Here is a 24,332-nt window from a genome sequence, read left to right as displayed (position 1 = left end):
TATCTCCTTCCTAGAATAAATCTTTTAATAAACTCACCTTGCTAAGCTCTAATTTCGTAATTGACTCTATCTTATTGGCACTAACACTCTTATTCTTCTTATACAAGTTCTTAACATCTCCAAAAAACCAATGAGGATATAATAAATCTATCTTTAATAGTTCCAACATTTCAGGAGATAGTTTACTATATTTTTCATAGTAAGATAAAGTAGTTTTTATTATATTTTCTTTCCATACTCCGCCCTTTTGCATTTTCTTACCTATTATTTTTCTAAGATCTCTTATAACCAAATCATAAGTTACACCATCAAGGTCTATAACATATGGACCATCATTTGCATAAATAACATTTCCGACACCATAATCTTGATGACATAAAGTAAATTTATGAAGTTCATTATCACAAATATCAAAATAAGATGATTTTTCAAGCATACCTATACTAATATCAGCAAGCTCTATTATAGAATCTATATTATCAAAATATGCTTTATGGGATTTATTATTTAAATTATTAGATGCCTCAATCTTCCATTTTAACATTCTCTTTTTCATAGATTCATACTGACTCTGCCATTTTCCTATCTTTGATGATACTTTAGCTTCCTCAGGAGGTATATAACCTATAGATTCAGTATGAAATCTAGCAAGAGCCTCCATTGCTATTTTAAAATCCTCCGCCTTTCCAAAATGTAAATCCTTTGATTCTATCCATTCATAAACTACGAATAACTGCTCATTATATTCTGTCAAAGGCTCATGGTCATTGTTTAAATATATACTCGGAACATGTCCTCCTTTATTTTGGATATATACTTGTGCATTAACCGAAAATAAAGCTCTCTCCTTGCTGTGTCTAAGTCTTTTAAGGCATGCGGTTTTTCCATTGTAATCAAACTTCCAAATAGTTTTAAGTCCACTATTTTGAATTATTTTAAATTCATCTACTTCCATCCCATAATTTAGTAAAACATCCTTAGCTAGTTGATTTAAAGCTGACATTTATATTCCTCCCTTTACATTGGAATAATATCTTCAAAATTATTTATTATAGGTTCTACAGACTTTTCAATAGATATCATTTCCTTTAATCTCTTCACGTATTTTTGCTCTGTCCAAGTCTTTTCTCTTCGCTCATAATACTTACTCATTATTCCTACGAATAAATGAGGATATGTCAATGTAGGCTTTAAGACATTCCATTGATAATCTTTCAAAGGATTTTCTTCATTGTACCATCTTAATATATTCTTTGTGAGTTCATACTCCCATCCATCATTTTTTCTCTTCATTATCTTATTTAGTATCTTTCTAATATCTCTAAGAGGTATATCAATAGTCAAAGAATCAGTATCTAGTATATATAATCTACCAGAGCCCTCTAATATACAATTTCCTGCTGTAAAATCTTGATGACAAAGACCTCCACTTTCCTCAATATCCTTTACCCAGTCAATATAATTTTGACCCTTAAATCCTTCTATAGAGCTTTTTATTCTCTTATAAAAATGAGGATATTCCTTAAGTATAATTTTTCCGAATTCAGAATGTTCCTCTTTATTAATCTCCATGTCATAATATTTCTCTAGTTTGTTCATCTCTTTTTCATATTTTTCTATCCAAAGTCCAAGATGAGTTCTAACCTTATAATCTCCTGTTGCCTTAAATCCTCTAGACGCCTTATGAAATCTTGCAAGCTCATGTATTATTCTTCTAACGTTTTCATCACTTGAATAATTGAGAGTAGACCCATTAATTGCTTCACTTAATACAAAGCAAACATCATCCTTTATAACATAATCATCTCCTGATCTAGTCTTCATTATCTTAGGTATATAAACCCCATTACTATTTAAATGATTAACTGCATCTATGATAAAATCTAGTGTTCTATATGAAAAAGACTGCTTTTTAAGTATCTTATAACCCTTATCAGTGTTAATCCACCAAACACCTTTTTTACCTTTATAGGACTCCAATTTGATGCCTTTAACATCAATGTCGTATTCTTTTAAAACACCAGTTATATCTTCACCTTTACTAACCATATAACTTCCTCCTATTAGAAAATTAACTTAATATACAATAATAGGGGGATTTCTCCCCCTATATTTCTTTATTAAAATTCTTCTTCTTCTTCAAATTCTTCTTGGTTTACCCAACTTACTTTAACAGCATAAGATCCATCTACTTCATTATTTTCATACTTTATCTTATAAACTAATTCTTTATTATCAGGAAGTTTTACTCTTTCGCCTTCTATTTCAAGAACTTCTTTCATTAATTTTGAATAATTACTCTTTAAAAATACGTATAAATCTTCTTTACTTCCAACATATTTTTCTTGATATTTCATTTTATAATTCCCCCTATCAATAAAATTTTATTAGCTTTTAACTTAACGTCTATATATTCTATTCAATAACATCTAATTATGTGACTATAAAAAAATCTTTCTTTGAAAAATTTTAAATGTAGATTTTTTCAAAACTCATAATACAAATTATATTTATCTATAATTTAAAGATAAATATAATTTCCTACTCATTATAAATTCAACCTTACTTGAGAATCTAAAAATTTTTAATATATTCTACTTGCTCATATATACCTTTTTCTAAATCAAAATCACATTTATATCCTAAAGATTTCTGTATCTTACTTATATCAGAATAAGTATCCTTTACATCCCCTTTTTCAGAATCCAAATAATTTATATTAGCCTTCTTTCCTATAATATCTTCTATTATTTTCACTACATCTATAAGTTTTATTGGACTTTGACTTCCAACATTAAATATATCTGATTTAATATCTGAATACGCAGCTTTTATATTAGCATCCACTATATCATCTACATATGTGAAGTCCCTTCCCTGATTACCATCTCCATATATAGATATTTCCTTATCATATAATATGTTTCTTATAAATGTACTTATAGCCATCTCTGGTCTTTGTCTTGGTCCATAAACTGTAAAATATCTAAGAGATATAACCGATAACCCATAGTTTTTACTATAAAGATCACATAAATTTTCTGCGGCAAGCTTAGTAACTCCATACGGAGAATATGGTCTTGTTATTTGTGTTTCTTTCATAGGTATAGTATCTGTATTTCCGTATACTGATGATGATGAAGCATATACTATCTTCTTTATATTAAAGTTTTTAGATGCTTCTAAAAGTTTTTGCGTTGCAGATATATTATTATATATATACTCTTCAAAATCATATCCCCAACTTCCCCTCACACCAGGCTGACCTGCCTGATGAAAAACATAATCTACATCTAAATATGTTTTTAAATCACAGGTTACTAAGTTTTCACTTATCAAAGTGAATTTATCATTTAAAATTAAATTTTTTAAATTGTATTCTTTTATATCTTTAGAATAATAGTCAGTAAAAGAATCTATACCTATAACCTCAAATCCTTCATCTAATAGTCTTTCACTTAAAGTAGAGCCTATAAAACCTGCACATCCTGTCACCAGCGCTTTCAAAATATCAACCCCCTCAAATTAAGCATTTAGTATACTTATATGCTTCTATTTATATCTAAGTTCTAAAAAAAATATTAATTTTAATATCACATTTCTATTTCAATCTGAATAATATATATAAGTATAGAGAAGGAGGGGGTATTATGGATAATAAGTATAAGAAAGAAAAGCGCGTAACAACTATTATCACTAATACAGTTTGCGGTAAAAAGACGCAATTATGTCAAAATACTATAAACTTAGATGTTGATGATATTGTACTACCTACTCAGATTTTAGGTTCAGCTATTAGGAATTCTCATATTGAAGACAGTAAAATCGTTGATATATCCAATGATTTTATGTTAGTAAACGTTACAGGAGAATTTGAAGTTCACGTTTGGTATGAAGAAAATGACAATACAAATGTAGTAAAAACTTATGAACAATTTTCACAAGACATATCTATACCAGTAATTGAAGGTGTAGATTATTACAGCAAAAAAATACTGCCTAAACTTTCCAGAAAGCCAGTATCACTAGGAGCAATGATTATAAATAAATGTGGATGCCCTACTATTTCTATAGAAGTAGAGTATGAAATTAAAATCGAAATAACAGGAGAGGCTCGTCTTAACGTTTTATGTTATTTAGACGAAAAAGAGTGCAAATGTGATAATAAAAAATTAGATTTTTGTTTTGATGACGATGATGATGATCATGACGACTAAATATTAAGAGCATGTAAGTCTACATGCTCTCTTTTATTCTTTCACTACAAAAATAACTATTTTTATGATAGTAATATAAATTTTCTATTTTATAATCTAGTCCATTCCTATTTTTGAGTAGTACAAACTCTATTTTTCTAGGATATTGATTCTTAAAATCATAAGACTTTCTTATTTTTTCAATATCAGTTCCATTTTTTAACTGTTCAGATATATTTTTAAACTGCAGATATCCAACTACATCTGCTATATCCTCTATATCATATATATCCTTGAAGCTCTCATAGCTTCCTTGTTTAAAGTATGAACCTCTACTCTGAGATGATATACAAATCATAGCTATATCAAAGTTCTTTACTATATCTCTTAATTGACTCAAATTATAATCATTTTTTTCTCTATCAGTAATTTTAATATCTGAAGATTTAATTGCTTGTATATAGTCTATTATTACAATAGGTTTAGTTTTTTTTGTTTTTATATGGTTTTCTATTTTATCTTTTATGTGCTTTATTGAAAATTTTGTATCACATTCAATAATGTTCATTCTTTGAGATACCTCTTCTTTATATCTATCTACTACTATTCCTAACGATTCTTTGTCCACTTCATCATAAATCATATCAAATGAATTCATTTTTTTGTATCTTCTAGAATTTAATAAAAATAGTTTTCTACATAAAGTTCTATCTATAAGTTCTCTTTGCTTCATTTGGTATGAGAAAAACAAAACATCATGTCCTTGACTACATATATTATCTCCTACTTGATTTAAAAAATCTGTTTTTCCAAAACTAGGCATAGCACCTACAACGTAAAGTTGACTTGTTATTCCTCCCCCTATCAATCTATCTATGTTGTCAATCCCTGTAGATACCTTTAATCTCCCTCTATATTCATTAGTATTATTTAAAATTTCATCTAAATAAGCATTCACTTTCTCACAACTATTCTTAGAACGTCTAGCCATATATCCCCCTTAAATATACTTTAATTTTTTAAAACTATATTATTTTCTTTTATAGGTTTTATATTGAAATTAAATCCCTTAAGCTTAGAAAATAATATATCGTGCTTAATATTATCTGAATTCTTATTAAATATATATTCTATATTTTCATAAATAATTCTCTTTTTAGTATTACTCTGTTTATCTAATATATATTTTCTGAGTTTATTATGGGTGAATGCATATTTATTTTTACCACTTTCTACATCTTCTTTAATAATATTTTTTCTTTCTAATTCATCTAAATAACCTATTAAATCTATCTCTGATTTTCCAGTTATAAGCTTTAATATATTTATATTAAAACCTTCTGAAAATACAGATGCTATATCGAGTATTTTAACTGATTCATAAGATAAGTCAATCAAAACACTTTTTATCATTTCAATACATTTATCCGATATTTTATCCTTATTTTGATTATTTATATTATCTATAATTTCATTAACAAAGAATATATTACCTTCACTTTCTCTATATATTTTATCTGATATTTTCTTATTAAATTTATATTTAGAAATTCTTGATCTACATATCTCATATACCTGTCTTTGATCAAATCTTTTAAGTTTTATATTTATCAATTTATCATTTTTAATCATAAAGTTTTTAAATCGATCTATATTGAATTCATTAGAAGTTCGAGCAGTTGCTATCAAATTTATGTTATCCTGTCTTATAAGCAGACTCTCTAGTAAGTTTATACTATCTTTATCCATCCAGTGTATATCATCTACTAATACAATAATTTTTTTGCATAAAGATACCTTTGTAATCATGCTAATGATAGTATTTTTTATTAATTCAACTTTTAATAAATCTACTTTTTCACAGTTTTCGTAGTTTATATCAAATACAGGAAATATAGTATCTATATTTTTTTTCCAGGATTTTGGTATATTTATATTTTGATCTTTTATTATCTTAGTCAAATTTATAAGTATATCATTCCATGGCTTTAAAAAACTTTCTCTTTCCCCTTCATAACAAGTCACATCTATTATATAAGCGTCTTCTTTATTAACATTATTTACAATCTCATTTTTAAGCTTTGTTTTTCCTATACCAAATTCGCCCGTTATAAGTATTGATTTGGAATCTTTTCCTTTTATAAACTTGTTATAATTATCAAGAATATATTTTATTTCTTCATCTCTATAATAAAATAAGCTTTGCTTTTTAAATTCTATTTGGCTTATGTTTTTTTCATTTAATATCTTTTTATACAACTTATAAGTTTTATCATCTGGTTTTATTCCAAGCTCTATATCTAGCATTTTTTCCAATCTATAATATAAATTTATTGCCTTATAAAAAGACCCTTTGTCATAATATATATTCATCAAAGCCCTATAAGCTCTTTCATCAAATTCATCCTCATTCATAAATGCTTTTGCACACACTATTGCTTCTTCGTACTTTCTTTTCTTCATCAATACTTTGGTTTTATTATATAATTTATCTATATTCATATCCTTATATTCTTGTCGTTTATTATTTATCCACCAATTGAAATTTTCATTATTTTTTAATATAAGACCTTTTAAAAACTCACATTTTCCATTTTCAAAATATACGTTTTCTTTATTAAAAAAATCATTTAAATCTGTTTTTATATGTATCTGTGAATTTATACTAACAGTACTTTTTTTAGGAGATATTATTATATCCATATCAAATACCTTTCTTATTTGATACATTGCATTCCTCAGGTTTTTCTTTGCAGTACTTTCCTTTGAGTCCTCCCACAAAAGATTTACAAGCTCATCTCGACTAGCTTCTTTGTTTATTACTAAATAATAAAAGAGTGCTTCCGTTTTTTTATAAGGAAAGCAAATAATATCATTATTCTTAGATACACTATGATTATTAAAAAATTTTATATTTATAATATCCATAACCTATAACCCTCTTTTTATTAATTGTATTTTGAAAATTTCGTATCATCTATTCGTCTCATCTATACAATAAATGGTATAGTTTTTAAACTATACCATTTATTATTTTTGTCAAATGTCTTAATTAAGTTTTCCTATCTTTTCCTCTATTTTGTCAACTATTATATTTGAAACTATTAAATCTTCACATTTATTTATTTCTTTATACATTATTGTATCTTCTTCTATAGTCTTAGTTTTTTCTCTTATAAGCTCATATGCTATACTAGTTCCAATTCCAAGACCTTTATTATCATTTAGATCTATTCCCTGTACTGCTCCTAGCATTTCCATAGCAAGTACCTTTCTTACATTTGACATTATTTCTCTAGCTTTTCTAGCAGCTATAGTACCCATAGATACATGATCCTCTTGATTAGCTGATGATGGTATAGAATCGACACTCGCAGGATGTGCTAATACCTTATTCTCAGAAACAAGTGCAGCTGCCGAATATTGAACTATCATAAATCCTGAATTTAATCCTCCCTTTTTAGTTAAAAATGCAGGAAGTCCTCCTAATGCTGGATTTACAAGTCTTTCAAGCCTTCTCTCTGACACGTTTGCAATCTCAGCTAAAGCTATAGCCAAAAAGTCAAAGCTTAAAGCCATAGGCTGTCCGTGGAAGTTTCCTCCTGATATAACCTCTTCTGTATCAGGGAATATAAGAGGGTTATCAGTTGCAGCATTTATCTCGATTTCTACCTTTTTCTTTATATAATCAATTGCATCCTTACTAGCTCCATGAATCTGAGGAGTACATCTTAATGTATATGCATCCTGTACTCTAATTTCTCCTTGAGTTGTAGTCATATTACTATTATTTAATATATTTAGAATATTTTTAGCTGCATCTATTTGACCTTGATGAGATCTAACTTCATGCACTTTTTTATCAAAAGCTGTAACTATTCCATTAAGAGCTTCCATAGTAAGTGATGCAGCGATATCCGCAGTTTTTAATAAATTAACTGCATCATATACAGTTAATGCCCCAACAGCAGTCATTACCTGAGTTCCATTTATAAGTGCAAGCCCTTCTTTTGATGTAAGTTCCACAGGTTCTATATCAGCTTTTTTTAAAGCATCTATTCCACTCATTTTCTCACCTTTGTAAATAGCCTCACCTTCCCCAATCATAACTAAAACCATATGAGAAAGTGGTGCTAAATCCCCTGATGCACCAAGTGATCCTTTTTGTGGTATTAATGGGTGAACACCCTTATTTAACATTTTAATAAGATTATTTAAAGTTTCTAGCCTTATCCCTGAATTTCCCTTAGCTAGATTGTTTATTCTAAGAAGCATTATAGTTCTTGATATTTCCTCTTCAAAGCATTCTCCTACTCCACAAGAATGACTTATTATTAAGTTTCTTTGCAATGTCTTTGTTTCTTCCTTAGTTATAACAACATCAGAAAACTTTCCAAATCCAGTAGTTATTCCATAAACAGTCTTTTCCTCATCAACAAACTTATCTACTATATTTCTAGCTTTTATAACTTTTTCCTGTGACTCTTTAGTAAGTTCCACCTTATAGTCATTTCTAGCTACATTAACAACGTCTTCAATAGTTAAACTCTTCCCATCTATGTATACCTTATTCAAAACTATACCCCCTTTTGGAATTGTCTAAAAATTCGTTTTGTTTATAATTTATTCTATATTCACAATCGTTTTCCCTTTATCTTTTGTGATATATTTTGAGAAGTATCTATTTTTTTACATTTTATGTAAAACTCTACACATCGCTATATCACTTTATCTGAGCACAGTGGCACATTTTATTACAGCTTGTATTCGACATTAATCCTTCAATTCAACAAGCATATGCTTGTAAAAACAACACCCTAAAGTAACCGCTACACCAATGGTTAATTTAAGCAAAAAAAAAGTAGGTTATATAACCTACTTTTTAAGTACACTCTGTCTTTCTATAAGACTATAAGGAAGAAGTATTTTTTTATCTTCTAATCCCTCATTATTTATTATTTTAACTATCATTCTAATTGATACAGCTCCCATATCATATATAGGCTGTTTTATAGTTGTTAGAGCTGGTCTATATAGAGATGCTAATTTAATATCATTATAACCCGATACAGATATATCCTCTGGCACCTTATATCCCGCATCTAATATACAGTTTATAACACCCACTGCAATTTCATCACGAGATGCAAATACTGCATCTGGTATATTTTTAGCTTCAAGAATCTCACTCATAAGATAATATCCAGACTCACTAGTATCATCGCCTTCTTTTACAAGAGTTTCATCAATTTCTATATTAGCTTCTTTTAATGCTTTTTTATATCCTCTATACCTATCTGAATCCATTATATTATCTTGTGCAGATGATTTCATAAATGCTATTTTTTTATTTCCGTTTTCTATTAAATATTTGGTCATATCATAAGATGCTTCAAAATTATTAATACTTACAGAATAAACATCAAATTCAGTTGCATTCTTGCTTATGTATACAGCTGGTATATTTGCTTTTTCTATTACATCTACATGCTTTTGATTCATCTTCCATGATACAAATATTATACCTGCTACTTGCTTTGACTTTAAAAGATTAATATATTTTAATTCTTCATCAGGTTCTCCATAACTATTACATAAAACAATATCGTAATCATATATCTTACCTACTTCTTCTATTCCATTAAGTAACTCTCCCATAAAAAAATCAGATATATCCGGTACTATTACTCCTATTAATTGACTTTTCTTAGTTACTAAGCTTCTAGCTAATGGATTTGGAGTATATCCAGTTTCTTCTATTACTTTTAATACTCTTTGTCTAATTTCATTGCTTACAGGCTTTGAATTGTTGATTACCCTTGAAACTGTCGATATAGAAACTCCTGCTCTTTTAGCTACATCCTTTATAGTAATCATTGTATCACTTCCTCTCATACTTTAAATTTTTTCCTTATTTAAAGTTTATATTCTCTATATTTATTAAATGTTAATTATATCATTTATCTATATAAAAAACAAAGAGCTAGATTTTAATCTAACTCTTTGCTTCTATTTTTAATATTAGTGACACTCAAACTCGTTACATGCACAAATTATTAATATTAATATTAAGAATGGGATCCAATCACATATATCTATATCTTCTATGCAATCTTGGAATATTAAGAATAAGAAAAATAAAGCTATAATCCACCAACAATCAAAGTCCTTGAAACATCCCATAATATTACCTCCTTATGATTTTGAAAGATTTTCTTTCTTGATATATACTATGATTTTAGTTATTAATTTGCTATTAATAATAGATTTAAATATTAGTGACAATCAAACTCATCACATGCACAAATTATTAATATCAATATTAAGAATGGAATCCAATCACATATATCTATATCTTCTATACAATCTTGGAATATTAAGAATATAAAGAATAAAGCTATAATCCACCAACAATCACAATCTTTGAAACAGCCCATAATATTACCTCCTTGTAGTCTAATATTAGTTTAAAGGTTTTATCTTCTTAATATATTACTATTAGTTTTACTTATAAGTTGTTAGCAGCACTCAAACTCATCACATGCAGCAAATATCAATACTAATATTAAGAATGGGATCCAATCACATATATCAATATTTTCTATACAATCTTGGAAAAATATAAATATAACAAATAAAGCTATAATCCACCAACAATCAAAATCTTTAAAACATCCCATAATGTAACCTCCCTGTTTTTTTTTGAAGGTTATACCTTCTCGTATATACTATGTAAATCAGGTTAATTTGGTTAATACATATATATATTTTTTTTATTTTTGTACATCAAAAAGTTTAATTAATACTTGTCTATATCCCTTGTTTACAACAAATCTAACAAAATATTTTTGTCAAAAAAAGAAAAAAGCTAGTTAAAAACTAGCTTTTTAGCATCCAAATCCTCCATCACAACAGCAGCATACTACAACAATTATTAGTATTATAAATAAGAAGTTATTGTCATCTCCACATCCGCCAAACCAATCAAAATCACAACAGCAGAATAATACTAATAATAATAGTATCCATATAAATCCATTATCGTCATCACAGCCACCAAATAATTTTCCACATCCGCCTCTAAATAATCCACTATTTTCACTCATTCCATTACCTCCCATAAATTAATATTAAAGGTTATTGCCTTCTTCTTTATGTTATGAGGTTTCATCTAATTTTGTTACTCTTATAAGAGTTTTTTTTAATTTTTTTTGTATCTCATCTTGGGACAATCTATTGTATGTATTATATTCATTTATATTTCGTTTTAGTTTTTCTTTATTATAAATTCTGTTATTTATAGCTTTTTTCAATTTTTCTAATGAAATCTTCTTATAATCAACGTACAATTCTATAGATTTAGTATCTTCAATACTTGATAGACCACTTTTTAAATTGTCTATTCTTTTTATATATTCATCTATATTATCTTGTTTAATACGATTATGATTAAAATCTTCAACTATAAAATTAGTTTCTCTTATGTATGGGTTTATATTGTTAATATCATTTATTAATTTATTCTGATAGATATTTAAGTTCATGCAAAAAAACAATACGTAAAATATAAATACAGCTGTAAATTTTTTCATATATTTCCTCCTTAGTATTACTTTCATTATATTTATATTCATATTTGTACAAGTTATTACAATTATTTAGGCTAGTCCAAAAAAATATATTGAAAAATTTTCAAACATGTAATAAACTACTATTAAAAATATTAGTTTATTATATTTTAGGAGGTAACAAGTATGTTTGAAAAAATTAAAGAAATAATAGCAGATCAATTAGGTGTAGATGACATAGATTCTATAACACCATCAACTTCTTTAGTAGATGATTTAGAAGCTGATTCACTTGACGCTGTTGAAATAATGATGGCTCTTGAAGATGAATTTGATATTGAAATTCCAGATGAAAAAGCTGAAAATTTCAAAAACATAGGAGATATATGTACATATATCGAAGCTAATAAATAAGCATTATTTCAGGCTGTTGACATAATATTGTTAACAGTCTTTTTTTACTTACTAAGGAATTATAAAACTTTCGTTCTGTGGATAACATTGATGGAAGAACTCTACTTGCATCAATTTTGAGCAACAAAGCCCGTAGGACTCGTTGGCGACATGAGCTATACGTTAGCATGAAGTGAATTTTTCAAATTAATTTAATCATAAATATTTTCAAAAAATTTATTTTTTATATTGACATCTGAGAAAATTTCTATTAAAATTGATTTTAAATTAAAAAAATTGAATATTTTTAAGTAACTCTTATCAAGAGCGGCGGAGGGATCAGGCCCTATGAAGCCCAGCAACAGCTAGTATCTACTAGAAATGTGCTAATTCCTGCAGTAATATTACTGAGAGATGAGGGAATAAAGTAGTTATACATAACTATTGAAATCTAACAACCATTTCTCAAAGACTATAGAGATGGTTGTTTTTTTATTCTTCTCATTTTAAAATTCAAATTTTAAAAGGAGGATTAGATATGAAAGAAAAAAAATTTAATTTTGAAACACTCTGCGTACAAGGAGGATACAACCCCAAACCAGGAGAGCCTAGAATACTGCCCATAATACAAAGTACAACATACCAGTATGAAGATGCAGATCATGTTGCAGCTTTATTTGATTTAAAAGAAGAAGGTCATATGTATTCTAGAATAAGCAATCCAACTGTTGCTGCATTTGAAGAAAAAATAGCGCTTTTAGAAGGTGGCATTGGAGCAGTTGCTGTATCGTCTGGCCAAAGTGCTACAGCTTTAGCTATTTTAAATATATGTACAAACGGAGATCACATTTTAGCTTCATCTACTTTATACGGCGGAACCTTTACTCTTATTTCTTCAACGCTTAAAAAATTTGGAATAGAAGTTACATTTGTTAATCCTGATTTATCTAAAGAGGAAATTCTAAAATATGCAAAAGAAAATACCAAATTAGTTTTTGGTGAAAGTATAGGAAATCCTGGACTTAATATTTTAGATTTTGATAAGTTTTCACAAATAGCCAAAACAATAAAAGTTCCTTTTATTGTAGACAATACTCTGATCACACCATACCTTCTAAAACCTATTGAACTTGGCGCTAATATAGTAGTTCATTCAGCTACTAAGTATCTAGATGGTCATGCGTCAAGTGTTGGAGGAGTAATTATAGATGGAGGAAATTTCGATTGGACTGGTGGTAAATTCGATGAATTAGTATTACCTGATCCAACCTATAATGGAATTAGCTATGTAGAAAAATTTAAAAATCTTGCTTATATAACCAAGCTTAGAGTTCAACTTCTTAGAGATTTAGGAAACTGTCTAAGTCCTTTTAACTCTTTTCTATTCAATCTGGGAGTTGAAACACTTCACCTTAGAATGGAAAGACATAGTGAGAATGCATTGAAGTTAGCTACCTTTTTGGAAAAGCACAAAAACGTAAAATGGGTTAACTATCCTTATCTTAAAAATAGTAAAACTTATGATAATGCACAAAAATATCTTAAAAAAGGAGCAAGCGGAATTTTAACTTTCGGCATTAAAGGTGGAATTAATAATGCTAAATCTTTTATTAAAAATCTAAAACTCACATCCCTAGTAGTTCATGTTGCAGACACTAGAACTAGTGTACTTCACCCTGCTAGTACTACTCATCGTCAACTAAGTGAGAAAGATCAGTTAAATGCAGGCGTTACACCTGATTTAATTAGAGTTTCAGTTGGAATTGAGAGTATTGATGATATAATAAAAGATTTTGATAATGCTTTAAAAAATATATAATTCGAGGTGATGTTAATGATTTCAGTAGCTGTTTTAGGAAATGGAGTTGTGGGCTCTGGTGTTTGTGAGCTTATTAATAAAAATGATAATAATATAAAACTATCAAAAATTTTAGTTAAAAATATAGATAAACATAAAAATGATAAAAATCACAATATTATAACAGATAAAATTGAAGATATTTTTGGTAAAGATATAGATATAGTTGTAGAACTAATAGGCGGAATACACCCTGCTTATGAATATATAAAAAAATCTTTGAATAATAAAAAACACGTTATTACTGCAAATAAAGATCTAATTTCAAAGTATGGAGAAGAACTTTTAGAAATTGCTTATCAAAATAATGTAAAACTTTATTTTGAAGCAAGTGTTGGTGGAGGAATTCCTATAATTAAAAATCTTAAAAACTACTTAGCAAGTAATGAAATTAAAAGTATAAAAGGTATACTCAACGGAACAACAAATTTCATTTTAACAAAAATGGATAAAGAAAAAACCTCTTACACTAATGCTTTGAAAACAGCGCAAGAACTTGGATTTGCAGAAGCTGACCCTTCTTCTGATATCAAAGGATACGACAGTGCAAGAAAGCTTTCAATCCTTTCTACTATAGCTTATGAAAAAAAGGTCAATTGGGAAAATTTTAAAGTTGAAGGAATCGATGATATAACTGAAACAGACATAAAAAAAGCAAATGAACTAGGAGGAGTTATTAAGCTTTTAGGTATAAGTAACTTTGAAAAAGGTAAAATCTATGCAAGTGTTAGACCAGTTATAGTGACTAAAGATTCTGAGTTTGCAAAAATAAATAATGAATACAACTCTATAATAGTAGAAGGTGATAGTGTTGGAAGGCTTACATTCACTGGAAAAGGTGCTGGAAAACTTCCAACAGCTACGGCAGTGTACTCAGATATAGTAGATTCTATACAAAACAAAGAAAATTCTTTTTTATTTAACTATGAAAAAGCTTTTATTGAAAATCATTCTAGTGAACAATGTGATTGGTATATAAAAATCAACTATAAAAATTCACATAAGGTATTAAATGAATTAACTGAACACTTCAAAAATATAGATTTAGAAGTCAATAAAAAGACTAATCAAATTCTTGTAATTGTTAAATCTGAGCATGAGGAATATATAAATGCGGTATCAAACAAATTACTTCAATCGCAAGACGTTAAATCATTAAATTCTTTAATGATTTTGAATAATTAAAGGAGGAATGCAAAATGCCTCTTTCAATACCACAAAATAATTCTCTATGCGATATTTTAACTTCCGAAGGAATATCTTTAATAGATAAATCTAGTTTTAGTAAAAATATAAAATCACTAAAAGTACTAATTTTGAATTTAATGCCAGCAAAATTAGAAACTGAAATTCAGCTTCTTCGTGTCCTTGGGTTTAGCAATAACTATATAGAAGTAACATTTCTAACAACCAAAACATACACTTCTAAAAATACCTCTAAAGAGTATTTAGATATGTTTTATAAAACTTTTGATGAAATAAAAGATGAACCTTTTGATGGTATGATTATAACTGGAGCTCCAGTTGAACATTTGGATTTTGAAGATATTATATATTGGGATGAACTTAAAGATATAATGGATTATTCATCTAAAAATATAAAATCTACTTTTCATATATGTTGGGGAGCTCAAGCAGGACTTTACCATCATTATGGAATAAAAAAATACAATCTACACAAAAAGATTTTTGGTGTTTTTTCTCATAAATCAAATAATCCTTATTCAAAATTATTAAATGGATTCGATGATGAATTTTTCGCTCCACATTCAAGGTATTCCTATATGAAAAAAAATGATTTTGAAGGTTTAGATGATCTTGAAATACTATCTGAATCAGATGAAGCTGGAATATATATAGTAAAATCTAAAAATTTTAAAAACATATTCGTAACTGGTCATTCTGAGTATGACTCTTATACTTTATATAATGAATATAAAAGAGATATTAATAAGAATATAGATACACAAATTCCTAAAAACTATTTTTTAAATGATAACCCAAATAATAAACCTATTGTTAAATGGAGAGGTCACTCTAATTTATTATTTTATAATTGGATAAAAATATTGACTTCATTGTAAAAAAATAAGAGGGATTTCCCTCTTATTTTTCTTCATAGAATTTTACATTTTTTATAACTATATCAACACTTCCATCAGCATTCTTTTTCATTTGATACTTAAGGTAATCATCAAACTCATCCATACTCCCTTTTATCTCAAATCCTGTATCAGTCTTTATGCTCCTCTTCTTAAGCTTTTTCTCAACCCATTTCTTATCTATATTAAATGTACTCTCTTCTATTCCATCTTCAAACATCTGCTCTTTAAATCCATACTTTAAATCATCATCATCTACTGTTTTTTCTATGAATTCATCTATATCAACTGCTTCTTTTTCTTTTAATGTATAAAGTACATTTTCTCTCATAACTCTAGCAGTTTCTATATCATCATAAAAACTATTTGCTATCCATTTTTCAGTTGAATCTCTAAATATCTTAGTTTTATCTTTATCATCAAATACAACAGTACAGTTGAATAATTTTTTTACAAAGAAACTTTCATCTTTGTAAGCTGATTTTGCAGCTTTTTTATCTAGAATTTCTATATGATATTCATCATTAACTCCACTTAACCCTACTATTGCAGCTGCCTTTATCTTCTGAGAAGAACTTAAAAGACCAACCTCGTGAGGAACTAAATTTATTTTTAATCTTTCTTCTACTACTTCTATCGAGTGAGTATATGACTTTTTATATTCAAGAGGAAGTATTTCAACATAAGTATCTTCTTTTATAGAATATAAGCATATAGCTAAATCACACGATTCCGTAGTTGAATCTACCTTCATCTTATCGAATATATGTTGTGCAATTTCCTTTGAATTATCTACGAATGTATTAGGATCATATATTATTTTTTCACATAAATCTTTTAGTATATTCTCATTTTCATTGAATGTAGCTTTTTTTAAATCATCATCTCTTAATACCTTTTTAGTATGTTTTTGTAAAAGGTCTTCTATTTCCTTTGTCATTATACCTTCAAAATCGTTTAAAACTGGCATATCAGAATTTTTATCTAATACATGTATTATAAACTTGTGTATTATCATTATTTCTCCCCCTTTAACTTATTTATTAATTCTTTCATATCATCTGGAATCTCAGCCTTAAAATCAATTTTTTCCTTAGTTCTAGGTTGATTAAATTCTAATTTATAAGCATGAAGGGCTTGTCTTTTTATTAAGCTTTCATCTTCATATCCATAAAGCTCATCCCCTATTATTCCATATCCTAGATGACTTAAATGTACTCTTATTTGATGAGTTCTTCCAGTTTCAAGTATAACTTCTACTATTGTAGCATCTTCTAATCTTTCTATAACCTTAAAATGTGATACTGACTTTTGGCCTCTTTCATCCACTATCCTTTTTATAGAATCCTCTGTTTCTCTGTATATAGGCTGATCTATAGTTCCAAAGTCTTCTTTTATAACTCCTTTTACTATTGCTATATACTTTTTAGTAATCTTATTTTCATTCATATCTTGAGACAATAAATGATGTGCATATGCATTTTTTGCAACTATTAGTAAACCAGATGTATTCATATCTAGTCTATTTACAAATCTTATTCTAGGATCTTCTTTTTTATCCTTTAAATAAAACATAATTCCATTTGCAATAGTTTTATCCTTATGGCTCTTTGTTGGATGTACAACCATATATGGAGGCTTATTTATCATCATAATATCAAAATCTTCATACAGTACTTGTGTATCTAAGTCTTGAGGCTCAAAATGATTACTTTCCTCATCTATTTTTACTTCTATTAAATCTCCTATTTTAGTTTGATAAGAAAGAGTTTGATATTTTGAATTAACTAATATATTTCTATCTTTTTTCATCTTATTTATGAATCTAACAGACATATTCAATTTATCTAACAAAACTTTTTTTAATTTAAGCTCTTCATCTTGCACTTGATATGATATCAAGTTGTACCTTTGATTTTTTTTATCCAGCAAATTATTACCCCCTACTTATAATAGTCAATAAAAGTATTATATTATTTATATTTTTAATAGGCAAGTTATTAGATTAATCTAATTATGTTATAATATGTTTAGGGTTAATGAAAGGGAGATTTTATATGAAAAAAATTATAAATATAACTGCTAATTTATCTGTCATCTCTCAGGAAACTGCCAAAACATTAAAAGTAAAATTAGAATCTAAGGGGTTTGAGGTTACAGATAGGTTAACTTCAAAGGTAGACCTTATAGTATGTATAGGGGGAGATGGTTCTTTTTTAAGAACTGTTCACGAATATAACTTTACATCCATACCTATTATAGGTATAAATACAGGTCATCTAGGATTTTTCCAAGAAATACATCCATGTGAAATAGATGATTTTATAGATTCTTACATAAAAAATGATTACTATATACAAGAAATAAACCCTATAAAATCTTATATATATACAAAAAATAGATGTATTGAATCATTTGCAATAAATGAGATAGTAATAAAAAACAATCTATCAAGGACTATACACTTAAATTTAAGTGTAAATAATAATTTTATAGAAAAATTCAGCGGTGATGGTATAATAGTCTCAACACCAACAGGTTCTACTGCATATAATTATTCATCTGGTGGAAGTATTGTAGACCCTAGTTTGAAATTAATTCAAATAACGCCTCTATCTCCTATCAACACTAATGCTTATAGATCTTTTACATCTAGCATTATACTCTCTCAGCATTCTGTTGTTGATATAACCCCAGAGTATAGATTTGAAAATTCTGTTTTGATAGTACACGATGGTGTTGAACATAAATATAGCGAAACCACTAAAATTATAATTAAATCTTCTGATATTAAAATTAAACTACTTAGATTTAAAAATTATGAATTTTGGAGTAAGGTATCAGAAAAATTTTTATAATGACTTTTTTATTAGGAGGAAATAAATATGAAATTAGGAATAATAAGCGATACTCATGGTAGCTTAACTTATTTTGATAAAGCTTTATCTTATTTAGATGAATGCGAGTATATACTACATGCAGGAGATGTATTATATCACGGGCCTAGAAACCCACTTCCTGATGGATATAATCCAAAAGAATTAGCAGTTAAAATCAATTCTTTAAATAATTTAATATTTGCCAGTGGAAATTGTGATTCTGATGTTGACCAAATGGTTATAGATCATCCTATTCAAACACCTTTTGTATTTACTAAGCTTGGTGATTTAAACGTGCTTATATGCCATGGCTATAGAAAGTCAAAAGAAGATATAATAAAGATGGCAAAAGAATATAACGCAGATATATTAATATGTGGTCACACACATGTAAAAGAACTTTACAAAGATGAGGATTTAGTAGTACTTAATCCAGGTAGTACATCACTTCCTAAGGATGGTACTCACTCAATAGCTATATTAGAAGATAATTCTGTAAAACTTATAGATTTAATGACTGGTGATGTTCTAAAGGAGATTAATATTAAATAATCTTTAATCCATCTAAACTTAAAAATGACGCTCATTTAAATGTTAGCTACTTTTTTGTTAACATTTTTCCATAAAACTTAGATTGGAGCGTTTAAATATGCGTTAAGAAACTTCTTTGTCTGAACGTAGAGAGTTTAAGAAGTTTTAGTATATTTAATAAGCCTCAATCTTTAGTTTTATAAAAATGTTGACTAAGTAGCGTTATTTAAATGAGCGTCATTTTTGCTTTAAACATATAAATCTGATTATTTATTTTATGTTATTATACTCCAAATCCATGACATTCCATAACAGGAACTACGAATAAAAATCCAACTCCAGGTTTTTCCATATGATTCAACTCTTCTTTTATCTTATCAACTGCTGTTCTCAATAATTTTTCGTCTCTTATTACACTAACAATAGTTTTATTATATGGCTTATGCCCTTCTATTAACTTTTTAATCCCAGAAAATACAGGAACTTCTATATCGTGGTCAAGCAATACTTTTCCCATTCCCTCACTGTCTATAACTGTAGCCCCTAAGTTTAGATGATACAATATATCTAATATATCATCTAGTTTGTCTACCTTATTCAAAACCAAACATAAAGCATACATAATTTAACCCCCTTTAAATCAAATATCTATATATAAAAAATGAAACAACTAAATTTAATAAAAATATAGAAGGAATACCTATATAAAACTTACTCTTTTGCGTTTTATGTCTAAAAACTGTCATTCCCATAACAACTCCTAAAGCTCCTCCTAAAAGTGAAACAACAAAAAAACTGAGCTCTTGTGTTCTAAACTGTCTTCTTCTAGCTTTTCTTTTATCCAAACCAGTCATTATAAATCCGTATATATTTATGATTATATAATAATAAATCAAATATATTCCTAAATTATTCAGATGTTGGCTCACACTAGTATTGATAAAATTTTGAATATAGGTCATTATGAATACTCCCTTCTTTATTAATTATCTATTATTATATCACTTTTTCTGATATTTTGTAATTTACAAAAAAAATAAATCCAATATAGGTTTATATTGGATTTATTTTCTAGTATTATTTTTTTGCTTCATATTTTTGAATTATTTTAACTATAAGATCTACTGCTTTTTCCATAGCAAATGTAGGTATATACTCGTATTTTCCGTGGAAATTATGTCCCCCAGTAAATATATTAGGTGTTGGAAGCCCTTCAAATGAAAGTCTAGCACCATCAGTTCCTCCTCTTATAGGCTTTATCATAGGAGTTATACCAGTTTCCTTCATAGCTTCCTCAACTATATCAACTATGTATTTAACAGGCTCTACCTTTTCTTTCATATTATAGTATTGATCTGCCATATCTAATACAGCAGTATTTTCACCATATTTTTCGTTTATTTTAGCTACTACACTTTTCATAACTTTTTTTCTATTTTCAAAACTATCCATATCAAAATCTCTTATTATGTATTCCATTTTAACTTCTTCAACACTACCATTTAAATCATTTAAATGATAGAATCCCTCATATCCATCAGTCTTTGATGGTATTTCATCCTTAGGAAGCATTCCATTAAGCTCCATACTTATTAAAACAGCATTTTTCATCTTGTTCTTAGCATATCCAGGATGAACATTTTTACCATTTATTGTGATATCAGCACCCGCTGCATTAAAGTTCTCATACTCTAATTCTCCGATTTCTCCTCCATCTAGAGTATATGCATATCTAGCTCCAAACTTTTCAATATCAAATTCGTCAGCGCCTCTACCTATTTCTTCATCAGGTGTAAACCCAACTCTTATTTTACCATGCTTTATTTCAGGGTTATTTATTAAGTATTCCATAGCTGTAACTATTTCAGCTATACCAGCCTTATCATCAGCTCCTAATAAAGTTGTACCATCTGTTGTTATAAGTGTCTTTCCTACATAATTTAAAATTTCTGGTGAATCAGTTGGAGACAATACAACCTTACCATCTTCACTTAATACTATATCTTTTCCATCATAGTTTTCAACTATTTTTGGTTTTACATTTTTTCCACTCATATCTGGAGCTGTATCCATATGAGATATAAATCCTATAGTTTCTACTTCTTTATCTGTATTAGACTCAAGAGTTGCCATTACATAACCTTTTTCATCAACACTTACATCAGTTAATCCAATTTCCTTTAACTCTTCACCTAATTTTTTTGCAAAATCCATTTGAATGCTTGAACTAGGACAAGAGCTACAATCAGGGTTCGCTTTTGTATCCTGCTTAGCATATTTTATAAATCTATCAACAACATTATTCATACCAAAAACCTCCTCGAAAACCTTTTCTTTATTTTACCATTCTTTCTTTAATAATAAAATAATATATATAACTTTTTTCATATTATATTTACCTTTTTAAATATTCTATAGAGTACAACATAAAACATTAAATAAAGCATACCAAGTACACCATATGATGCAAGTCCAATAAATATTATAGCTAGAGCTGTCATTGGATGTATTCCAACTGATTCCGATATGACTTTTGGCTCTATTAATTCTATCATAATAGTTATTATAATAAACAAAGCCATTATACCTATACCTATAAAGTACTGCTTTTTCACAATATAAAATATAACCATAGGTATATATATAAAACCAATTCCAAGGACAGGTATAATATCTAAAATAGCAACTAAAACACTTATAATCAATGTATACCTTATTTTTAATATCCAAAATCCTATTAAAGTACATACAAAAGTTATACCCACTAATATTATATATGCCTTTAAATATCCAAACATCATATGATTCATCTCAGTTAACATTTTAATAGCCTTTTCTTTTCCATCATCGCAAAAAAATGATAAAAACTTATTTTTCATTTTTTCCATATCCTTGTCAAAGAAATACAAACTAAATAATACAACAAATGCAACTACAAGTAGCAAAGGAACTCCTATTAGCATTTGAATACCTTTATTTATAATATTTAGAACACCTTCAAATATATTATGTATGTTAGAAGAAATCTGTGTTTGAACAGTTTTTACTATCTGTGGATCAAACTTTTCATAAAATATATTCAACTTATTCATTTGATTTCCTACATTATTGTACAGTTCATTAAAATCATCTATAGAGTTCAGTATATCTTTAGACTCTATTTTTACATTAAATATTATAAAAGTACAAACTAATGACATAACTATAAATATAAATGCTGACAACAATATGGCAGATATACCTTTTTTTAAGTGAATTTTTTCATATAAGTAATCTGTACACGGCTTTATAAGTACAGCAATTGTAAATGCCAAAATAAACGGATATGTATACGATATTGTCATTGAAAATACAATAAATATCAGTGTATATATAAGCGTAAAAACAAATAATTTTTTAACATTTTGAATAAAACATTTATCAAACATATTCATCACCTTTTAGTAAATTACTTTAATTATATTATCTGTCTTTATAGTTATGTATATACAAAAAAAATTCCAAAGCTATTTGCTTTGGAATTTTTTATTTATTTTGTGAAAAGTCTTATGCTTTTTATTCTATTTTTATCTAAACTCTCAACTACAAATTTTATATTATCGAATTCAACCGACTCTCCTTCTTCTGGAAGTCTTCCTAGTTCACCGATTAAAACCCCACCTATTGATTCAAATTCTTCTGATTCTATATTAGTTCCTATAGTCTCATTTACTATATTAATTCTTGTGCTTCCATCTATAATATATTCGTCTTCATTTATTATCTTTATTTCATCATCTTCTTCATCATACTCATCTTCTATATCTCCAACTATTTCTTCTATCAAATCCTCTATAGTTATAATACCCGCTGTTCCACCGTATTCATCTAAAACTATAGCCATATGAACCTTTTCTTCTCTCATTTCCTGAAATAGTTCAGTTATTTTCTTAAATTCAAATGTATAATATGGGTCTCTCATATATTTTCTTATATCAAATGTATCTTTATCTTTATCTACAAATGCTAAGTCTTTGACATTTAAAATACCTATAATATCGTCTATACTCTCTTCATATATAGGCATTCTAGAAAAATGCCCATCTTGAAATGTCTCTACTAGCTCTTCATAAGTATCTTCTACATCAATGCCTATAACATCAGTTCTTTGAATCATAGCATCCTTTGCCTGCAAGTCCCCAAATTCAAAAACATTTTGTATCATTTCTTTTTCTTCAACTTCAAGAACCCCTTCTTCATGACTTACATCAACCATAGTTCTAAGTTCTTCCTCTGTTATAAACGGTTGATGAGCATCTGGGTTGCCTCCAAAGAGCTTTATTATGAATTTTGATACATAATTAAATATAAAAACTATAGGACTCAATACTACAACCACTATAGATATAATTTTTGAGACCTTCAAAGATACAGTTTCTGAATTTTGGGCAGCCAATGACTTTGGCGTTATCTCTCCAAATATAAGAACTAATATCGTCATAAAAGCAGTTGCTATAGCTGCTCCATTTTCTTTAAATAGACCTATAAATAAAGATGTAGCAATTGCCGATGCTCCAATGTTTACAACATTGTTGCCAACAAGTATTGCTCCTAATAATTTATTTGGGTTTTCAATTAACTTACTTACAACATCTGCATCTTTAACATTTTCTTCCTTCATATGTCTTATTTTAATCTTACTTAAAGACATTAACGCTGTTTCTGAAGCTGAAAAAAATGAAGATACCCCTAATAATATAAATAATATAAAAAATTGCCACGAACTACTCGGATCCAAAAATCATCACACTCCTAAACTATATATG

The 24,332-nt window shown here is 27.7% G+C and carries 27 protein-coding genes and 1 riboswitch; of the genes, 7 read left to right on the top strand and 20 right to left on the bottom strand.

Going from position 1 to position 24,332, the window contains the following annotated elements:
• Positions 1-10 precede the first annotated feature (10 nt).
• The 4 genes from P4S50_RS04655 to P4S50_RS04640 form a co-directional block, all read right to left on the bottom strand.
• Positions 11-1,003 carry a CotS family spore coat protein gene (locus P4S50_RS04655; protein WP_277733405.1) on the bottom strand — a complete coding sequence of 331 codons (993 nt, stop codon included), beginning with the start codon at positions 1,001-1,003 and terminating at the stop codon, positions 11-13.
• A 14-nt stretch (positions 1,004-1,017) separates the two neighbouring features.
• On the bottom strand, positions 1,018-2,049 hold the full coding sequence (locus P4S50_RS04650; protein WP_277733403.1) for a CotS family spore coat protein: 1,032 nt from the start codon (positions 2,047-2,049) through the stop codon (positions 1,018-1,020).
• 71 nt (positions 2,050-2,120) lie between these two features.
• The gene (locus P4S50_RS04645; protein WP_277733401.1) at positions 2,121-2,357 is read right to left on the bottom strand and encodes a hypothetical protein; all 237 of its coding nucleotides are present in this window, start codon (positions 2,355-2,357) and stop codon (positions 2,121-2,123) included.
• 217 nt (positions 2,358-2,574) lie between these two features.
• Positions 2,575-3,507, bottom strand: a complete 933-nt coding sequence (locus tag P4S50_RS04640) for an NAD-dependent epimerase/dehydratase family protein (RefSeq protein ID WP_277733399.1) — start codon at positions 3,505-3,507, stop codon at positions 2,575-2,577.
• A 143-nt stretch (positions 3,508-3,650) separates the two neighbouring features.
• Between P4S50_RS04640 and cotE the strand changes: the two genes are divergently transcribed.
• Complete coding sequence (gene cotE, locus P4S50_RS04635) at positions 3,651-4,217, top strand: outer spore coat protein CotE (protein WP_277733398.1); 567 nt, start codon at positions 3,651-3,653, stop codon at positions 4,215-4,217.
• A gap of 19 nt (positions 4,218-4,236) precedes the next feature.
• Here cotE and P4S50_RS04630 read toward each other — a convergent pair whose 3' ends face one another.
• The 9 genes from P4S50_RS04630 to P4S50_RS04590 all read right to left on the bottom strand — a co-directional run bounded on the left by P4S50_RS04630 (position 4,237) and on the right by P4S50_RS04590 (position 11,788).
• Positions 4,237-5,187, bottom strand: a complete 951-nt coding sequence (locus P4S50_RS04630; RefSeq protein ID WP_277733397.1) for a DnaB-like helicase C-terminal domain-containing protein — start codon at positions 5,185-5,187, stop codon at positions 4,237-4,239.
• A 20-nt stretch (positions 5,188-5,207) separates the two neighbouring features.
• Entirely contained in the window at positions 5,208-7,124 is a 1,917-nt protein-coding gene (locus P4S50_RS04625) for an AAA family ATPase (protein ID WP_277733396.1), read from the bottom strand.
• 120 nt (positions 7,125-7,244) lie between these two features.
• Positions 7,245-8,771: a histidine ammonia-lyase gene (gene hutH / locus P4S50_RS04620; RefSeq protein ID WP_277733395.1), complete on the bottom strand. Its 1,527-nt coding sequence runs from the start codon at positions 8,769-8,771 to the stop codon at positions 7,245-7,247.
• A gap of 300 nt (positions 8,772-9,071) precedes the next feature.
• A complete protein-coding gene (locus P4S50_RS04615) occupies positions 9,072-10,073 on the bottom strand; it encodes a LacI family DNA-binding transcriptional regulator (RefSeq protein ID WP_277733394.1) in 1,002 nt (333 codons plus the stop codon).
• 144 nt (positions 10,074-10,217) lie between these two features.
• The gene (locus P4S50_RS04610) at positions 10,218-10,379 is read right to left on the bottom strand and encodes a hypothetical protein (RefSeq protein WP_277733393.1); all 162 of its coding nucleotides are present in this window, start codon (positions 10,377-10,379) and stop codon (positions 10,218-10,220) included.
• Between the two features lie 92 nt (positions 10,380-10,471).
• The gene (locus P4S50_RS04605; RefSeq protein WP_277733392.1) at positions 10,472-10,633 is read right to left on the bottom strand and encodes a hypothetical protein; all 162 of its coding nucleotides are present in this window, start codon (positions 10,631-10,633) and stop codon (positions 10,472-10,474) included.
• Between the two features lie 81 nt (positions 10,634-10,714).
• Positions 10,715-10,876: a hypothetical protein gene (locus P4S50_RS04600; protein ID WP_277733391.1), complete on the bottom strand. Its 162-nt coding sequence runs from the start codon at positions 10,874-10,876 to the stop codon at positions 10,715-10,717.
• 207 nt (positions 10,877-11,083) lie between these two features.
• Positions 11,084-11,302 carry a chorion class high-cysteine HCB protein 13 gene (locus P4S50_RS04595; protein ID WP_277733390.1) on the bottom strand — a complete coding sequence of 73 codons (219 nt, stop codon included), beginning with the start codon at positions 11,300-11,302 and terminating at the stop codon, positions 11,084-11,086.
• 51 nt (positions 11,303-11,353) lie between these two features.
• Positions 11,354-11,788: a hypothetical protein gene (locus tag P4S50_RS04590; protein WP_277733388.1), complete on the bottom strand. Its 435-nt coding sequence runs from the start codon at positions 11,786-11,788 to the stop codon at positions 11,354-11,356.
• 162 nt (positions 11,789-11,950) lie between these two features.
• Between P4S50_RS04590 and acpP the strand changes: the two genes are divergently transcribed.
• The 4 genes from acpP to P4S50_RS04570 all read left to right on the top strand — a co-directional run bounded on the left by acpP (position 11,951) and on the right by P4S50_RS04570 (position 16,099).
• Positions 11,951-12,178, top strand: a complete 228-nt coding sequence (acpP, locus tag P4S50_RS04585; protein ID WP_277733386.1) for an acyl carrier protein — start codon at positions 11,951-11,953, stop codon at positions 12,176-12,178.
• 294 nt (positions 12,179-12,472) lie between these two features.
• A riboswitch (SAM riboswitch) is annotated at positions 12,473-12,578 on the top strand.
• A 117-nt stretch (positions 12,579-12,695) separates the two neighbouring features.
• Positions 12,696-13,976 (top strand): O-acetylhomoserine aminocarboxypropyltransferase/cysteine synthase family protein, encoded by a 1,281-nt coding sequence (locus P4S50_RS04580; RefSeq protein ID WP_277733385.1) that lies wholly within the window; start codon positions 12,696-12,698, stop codon positions 13,974-13,976.
• 15 nt (positions 13,977-13,991) lie between these two features.
• Entirely contained in the window at positions 13,992-15,200 is a 1,209-nt protein-coding gene (locus P4S50_RS04575) for a homoserine dehydrogenase (RefSeq protein ID WP_277733384.1), read from the top strand.
• A 14-nt stretch (positions 15,201-15,214) separates the two neighbouring features.
• Positions 15,215-16,099 carry a homoserine O-succinyltransferase gene (locus P4S50_RS04570; RefSeq protein ID WP_277733383.1) on the top strand — a complete coding sequence of 295 codons (885 nt, stop codon included), beginning with the start codon at positions 15,215-15,217 and terminating at the stop codon, positions 16,097-16,099.
• A 22-nt stretch (positions 16,100-16,121) separates the two neighbouring features.
• Here P4S50_RS04570 and P4S50_RS04565 read toward each other — a convergent pair whose 3' ends face one another.
• Together P4S50_RS04565 and P4S50_RS04560 are read right to left on the bottom strand one after the other, a co-directional pair.
• The gene (locus P4S50_RS04565; RefSeq protein WP_277733382.1) at positions 16,122-17,135 is read right to left on the bottom strand and encodes a nucleoid-associated protein; all 1,014 of its coding nucleotides are present in this window, start codon (positions 17,133-17,135) and stop codon (positions 16,122-16,124) included.
• A complete protein-coding gene (locus tag P4S50_RS04560) occupies positions 17,135-18,049 on the bottom strand; it encodes an RluA family pseudouridine synthase (protein WP_277733380.1) in 915 nt (304 codons plus the stop codon). The genes P4S50_RS04565 and P4S50_RS04560 overlap by 1 nt, the downstream gene beginning before the upstream one ends.
• A gap of 125 nt (positions 18,050-18,174) precedes the next feature.
• On the opposite strand from P4S50_RS04560, the gene P4S50_RS04555 reads away from it, so the two are divergent.
• Together P4S50_RS04555 and yfcE are read left to right on the top strand one after the other, a co-directional pair.
• Positions 18,175-18,975 (top strand): NAD(+)/NADH kinase, encoded by an 801-nt coding sequence (locus tag P4S50_RS04555; RefSeq protein WP_277733379.1) that lies wholly within the window; start codon positions 18,175-18,177, stop codon positions 18,973-18,975.
• A 27-nt stretch (positions 18,976-19,002) separates the two neighbouring features.
• Positions 19,003-19,548 (top strand): phosphodiesterase, encoded by a 546-nt coding sequence (gene yfcE / locus P4S50_RS04550; protein WP_277733377.1) that lies wholly within the window; start codon positions 19,003-19,005, stop codon positions 19,546-19,548.
• Positions 19,549-19,810: 262 nt separating this feature from the next.
• Here the strand turns inward: yfcE and P4S50_RS04545 are convergent, their stop codons facing one another.
• From P4S50_RS04545 to P4S50_RS04525, 5 genes are all read right to left on the bottom strand, one after another.
• Entirely contained in the window at positions 19,811-20,149 is a 339-nt protein-coding gene (locus P4S50_RS04545) for a hypothetical protein (RefSeq protein WP_277733375.1), read from the bottom strand.
• Between the two features lie 13 nt (positions 20,150-20,162).
• Positions 20,163-20,489, bottom strand: coding sequence for a DUF1294 domain-containing protein (locus P4S50_RS04540; RefSeq protein ID WP_277733374.1), 327 nt, complete (start codon positions 20,487-20,489; stop codon positions 20,163-20,165).
• A gap of 115 nt (positions 20,490-20,604) precedes the next feature.
• Entirely contained in the window at positions 20,605-21,834 is a 1,230-nt protein-coding gene (gene pepT / locus P4S50_RS04535; protein WP_277733373.1) for a peptidase T, read from the bottom strand.
• Between the two features lie 77 nt (positions 21,835-21,911).
• Positions 21,912-22,955, bottom strand: a complete 1,044-nt coding sequence (ytvI, locus tag P4S50_RS04530; RefSeq protein ID WP_277733372.1) for a sporulation integral membrane protein YtvI — start codon at positions 22,953-22,955, stop codon at positions 21,912-21,914.
• Between the two features lie 101 nt (positions 22,956-23,056).
• Complete coding sequence (locus tag P4S50_RS04525; protein ID WP_277733371.1) at positions 23,057-24,304, bottom strand: HlyC/CorC family transporter; 1,248 nt, start codon at positions 24,302-24,304, stop codon at positions 23,057-23,059.
• Positions 24,305-24,332: the final 28 nt, after the last annotated feature.

This window comes from Tepidibacter hydrothermalis (assembly GCF_029542625.1).
Taxonomy (GTDB): Bacteria; Bacillota; Clostridia; order Peptostreptococcales; family Peptostreptococcaceae; genus Tepidibacter_A; species Tepidibacter_A hydrothermalis.
The sequence above is the reverse complement of the archived record's forward strand: the minus strand, read 5'-3'. Positions and strand labels throughout refer to the sequence as shown.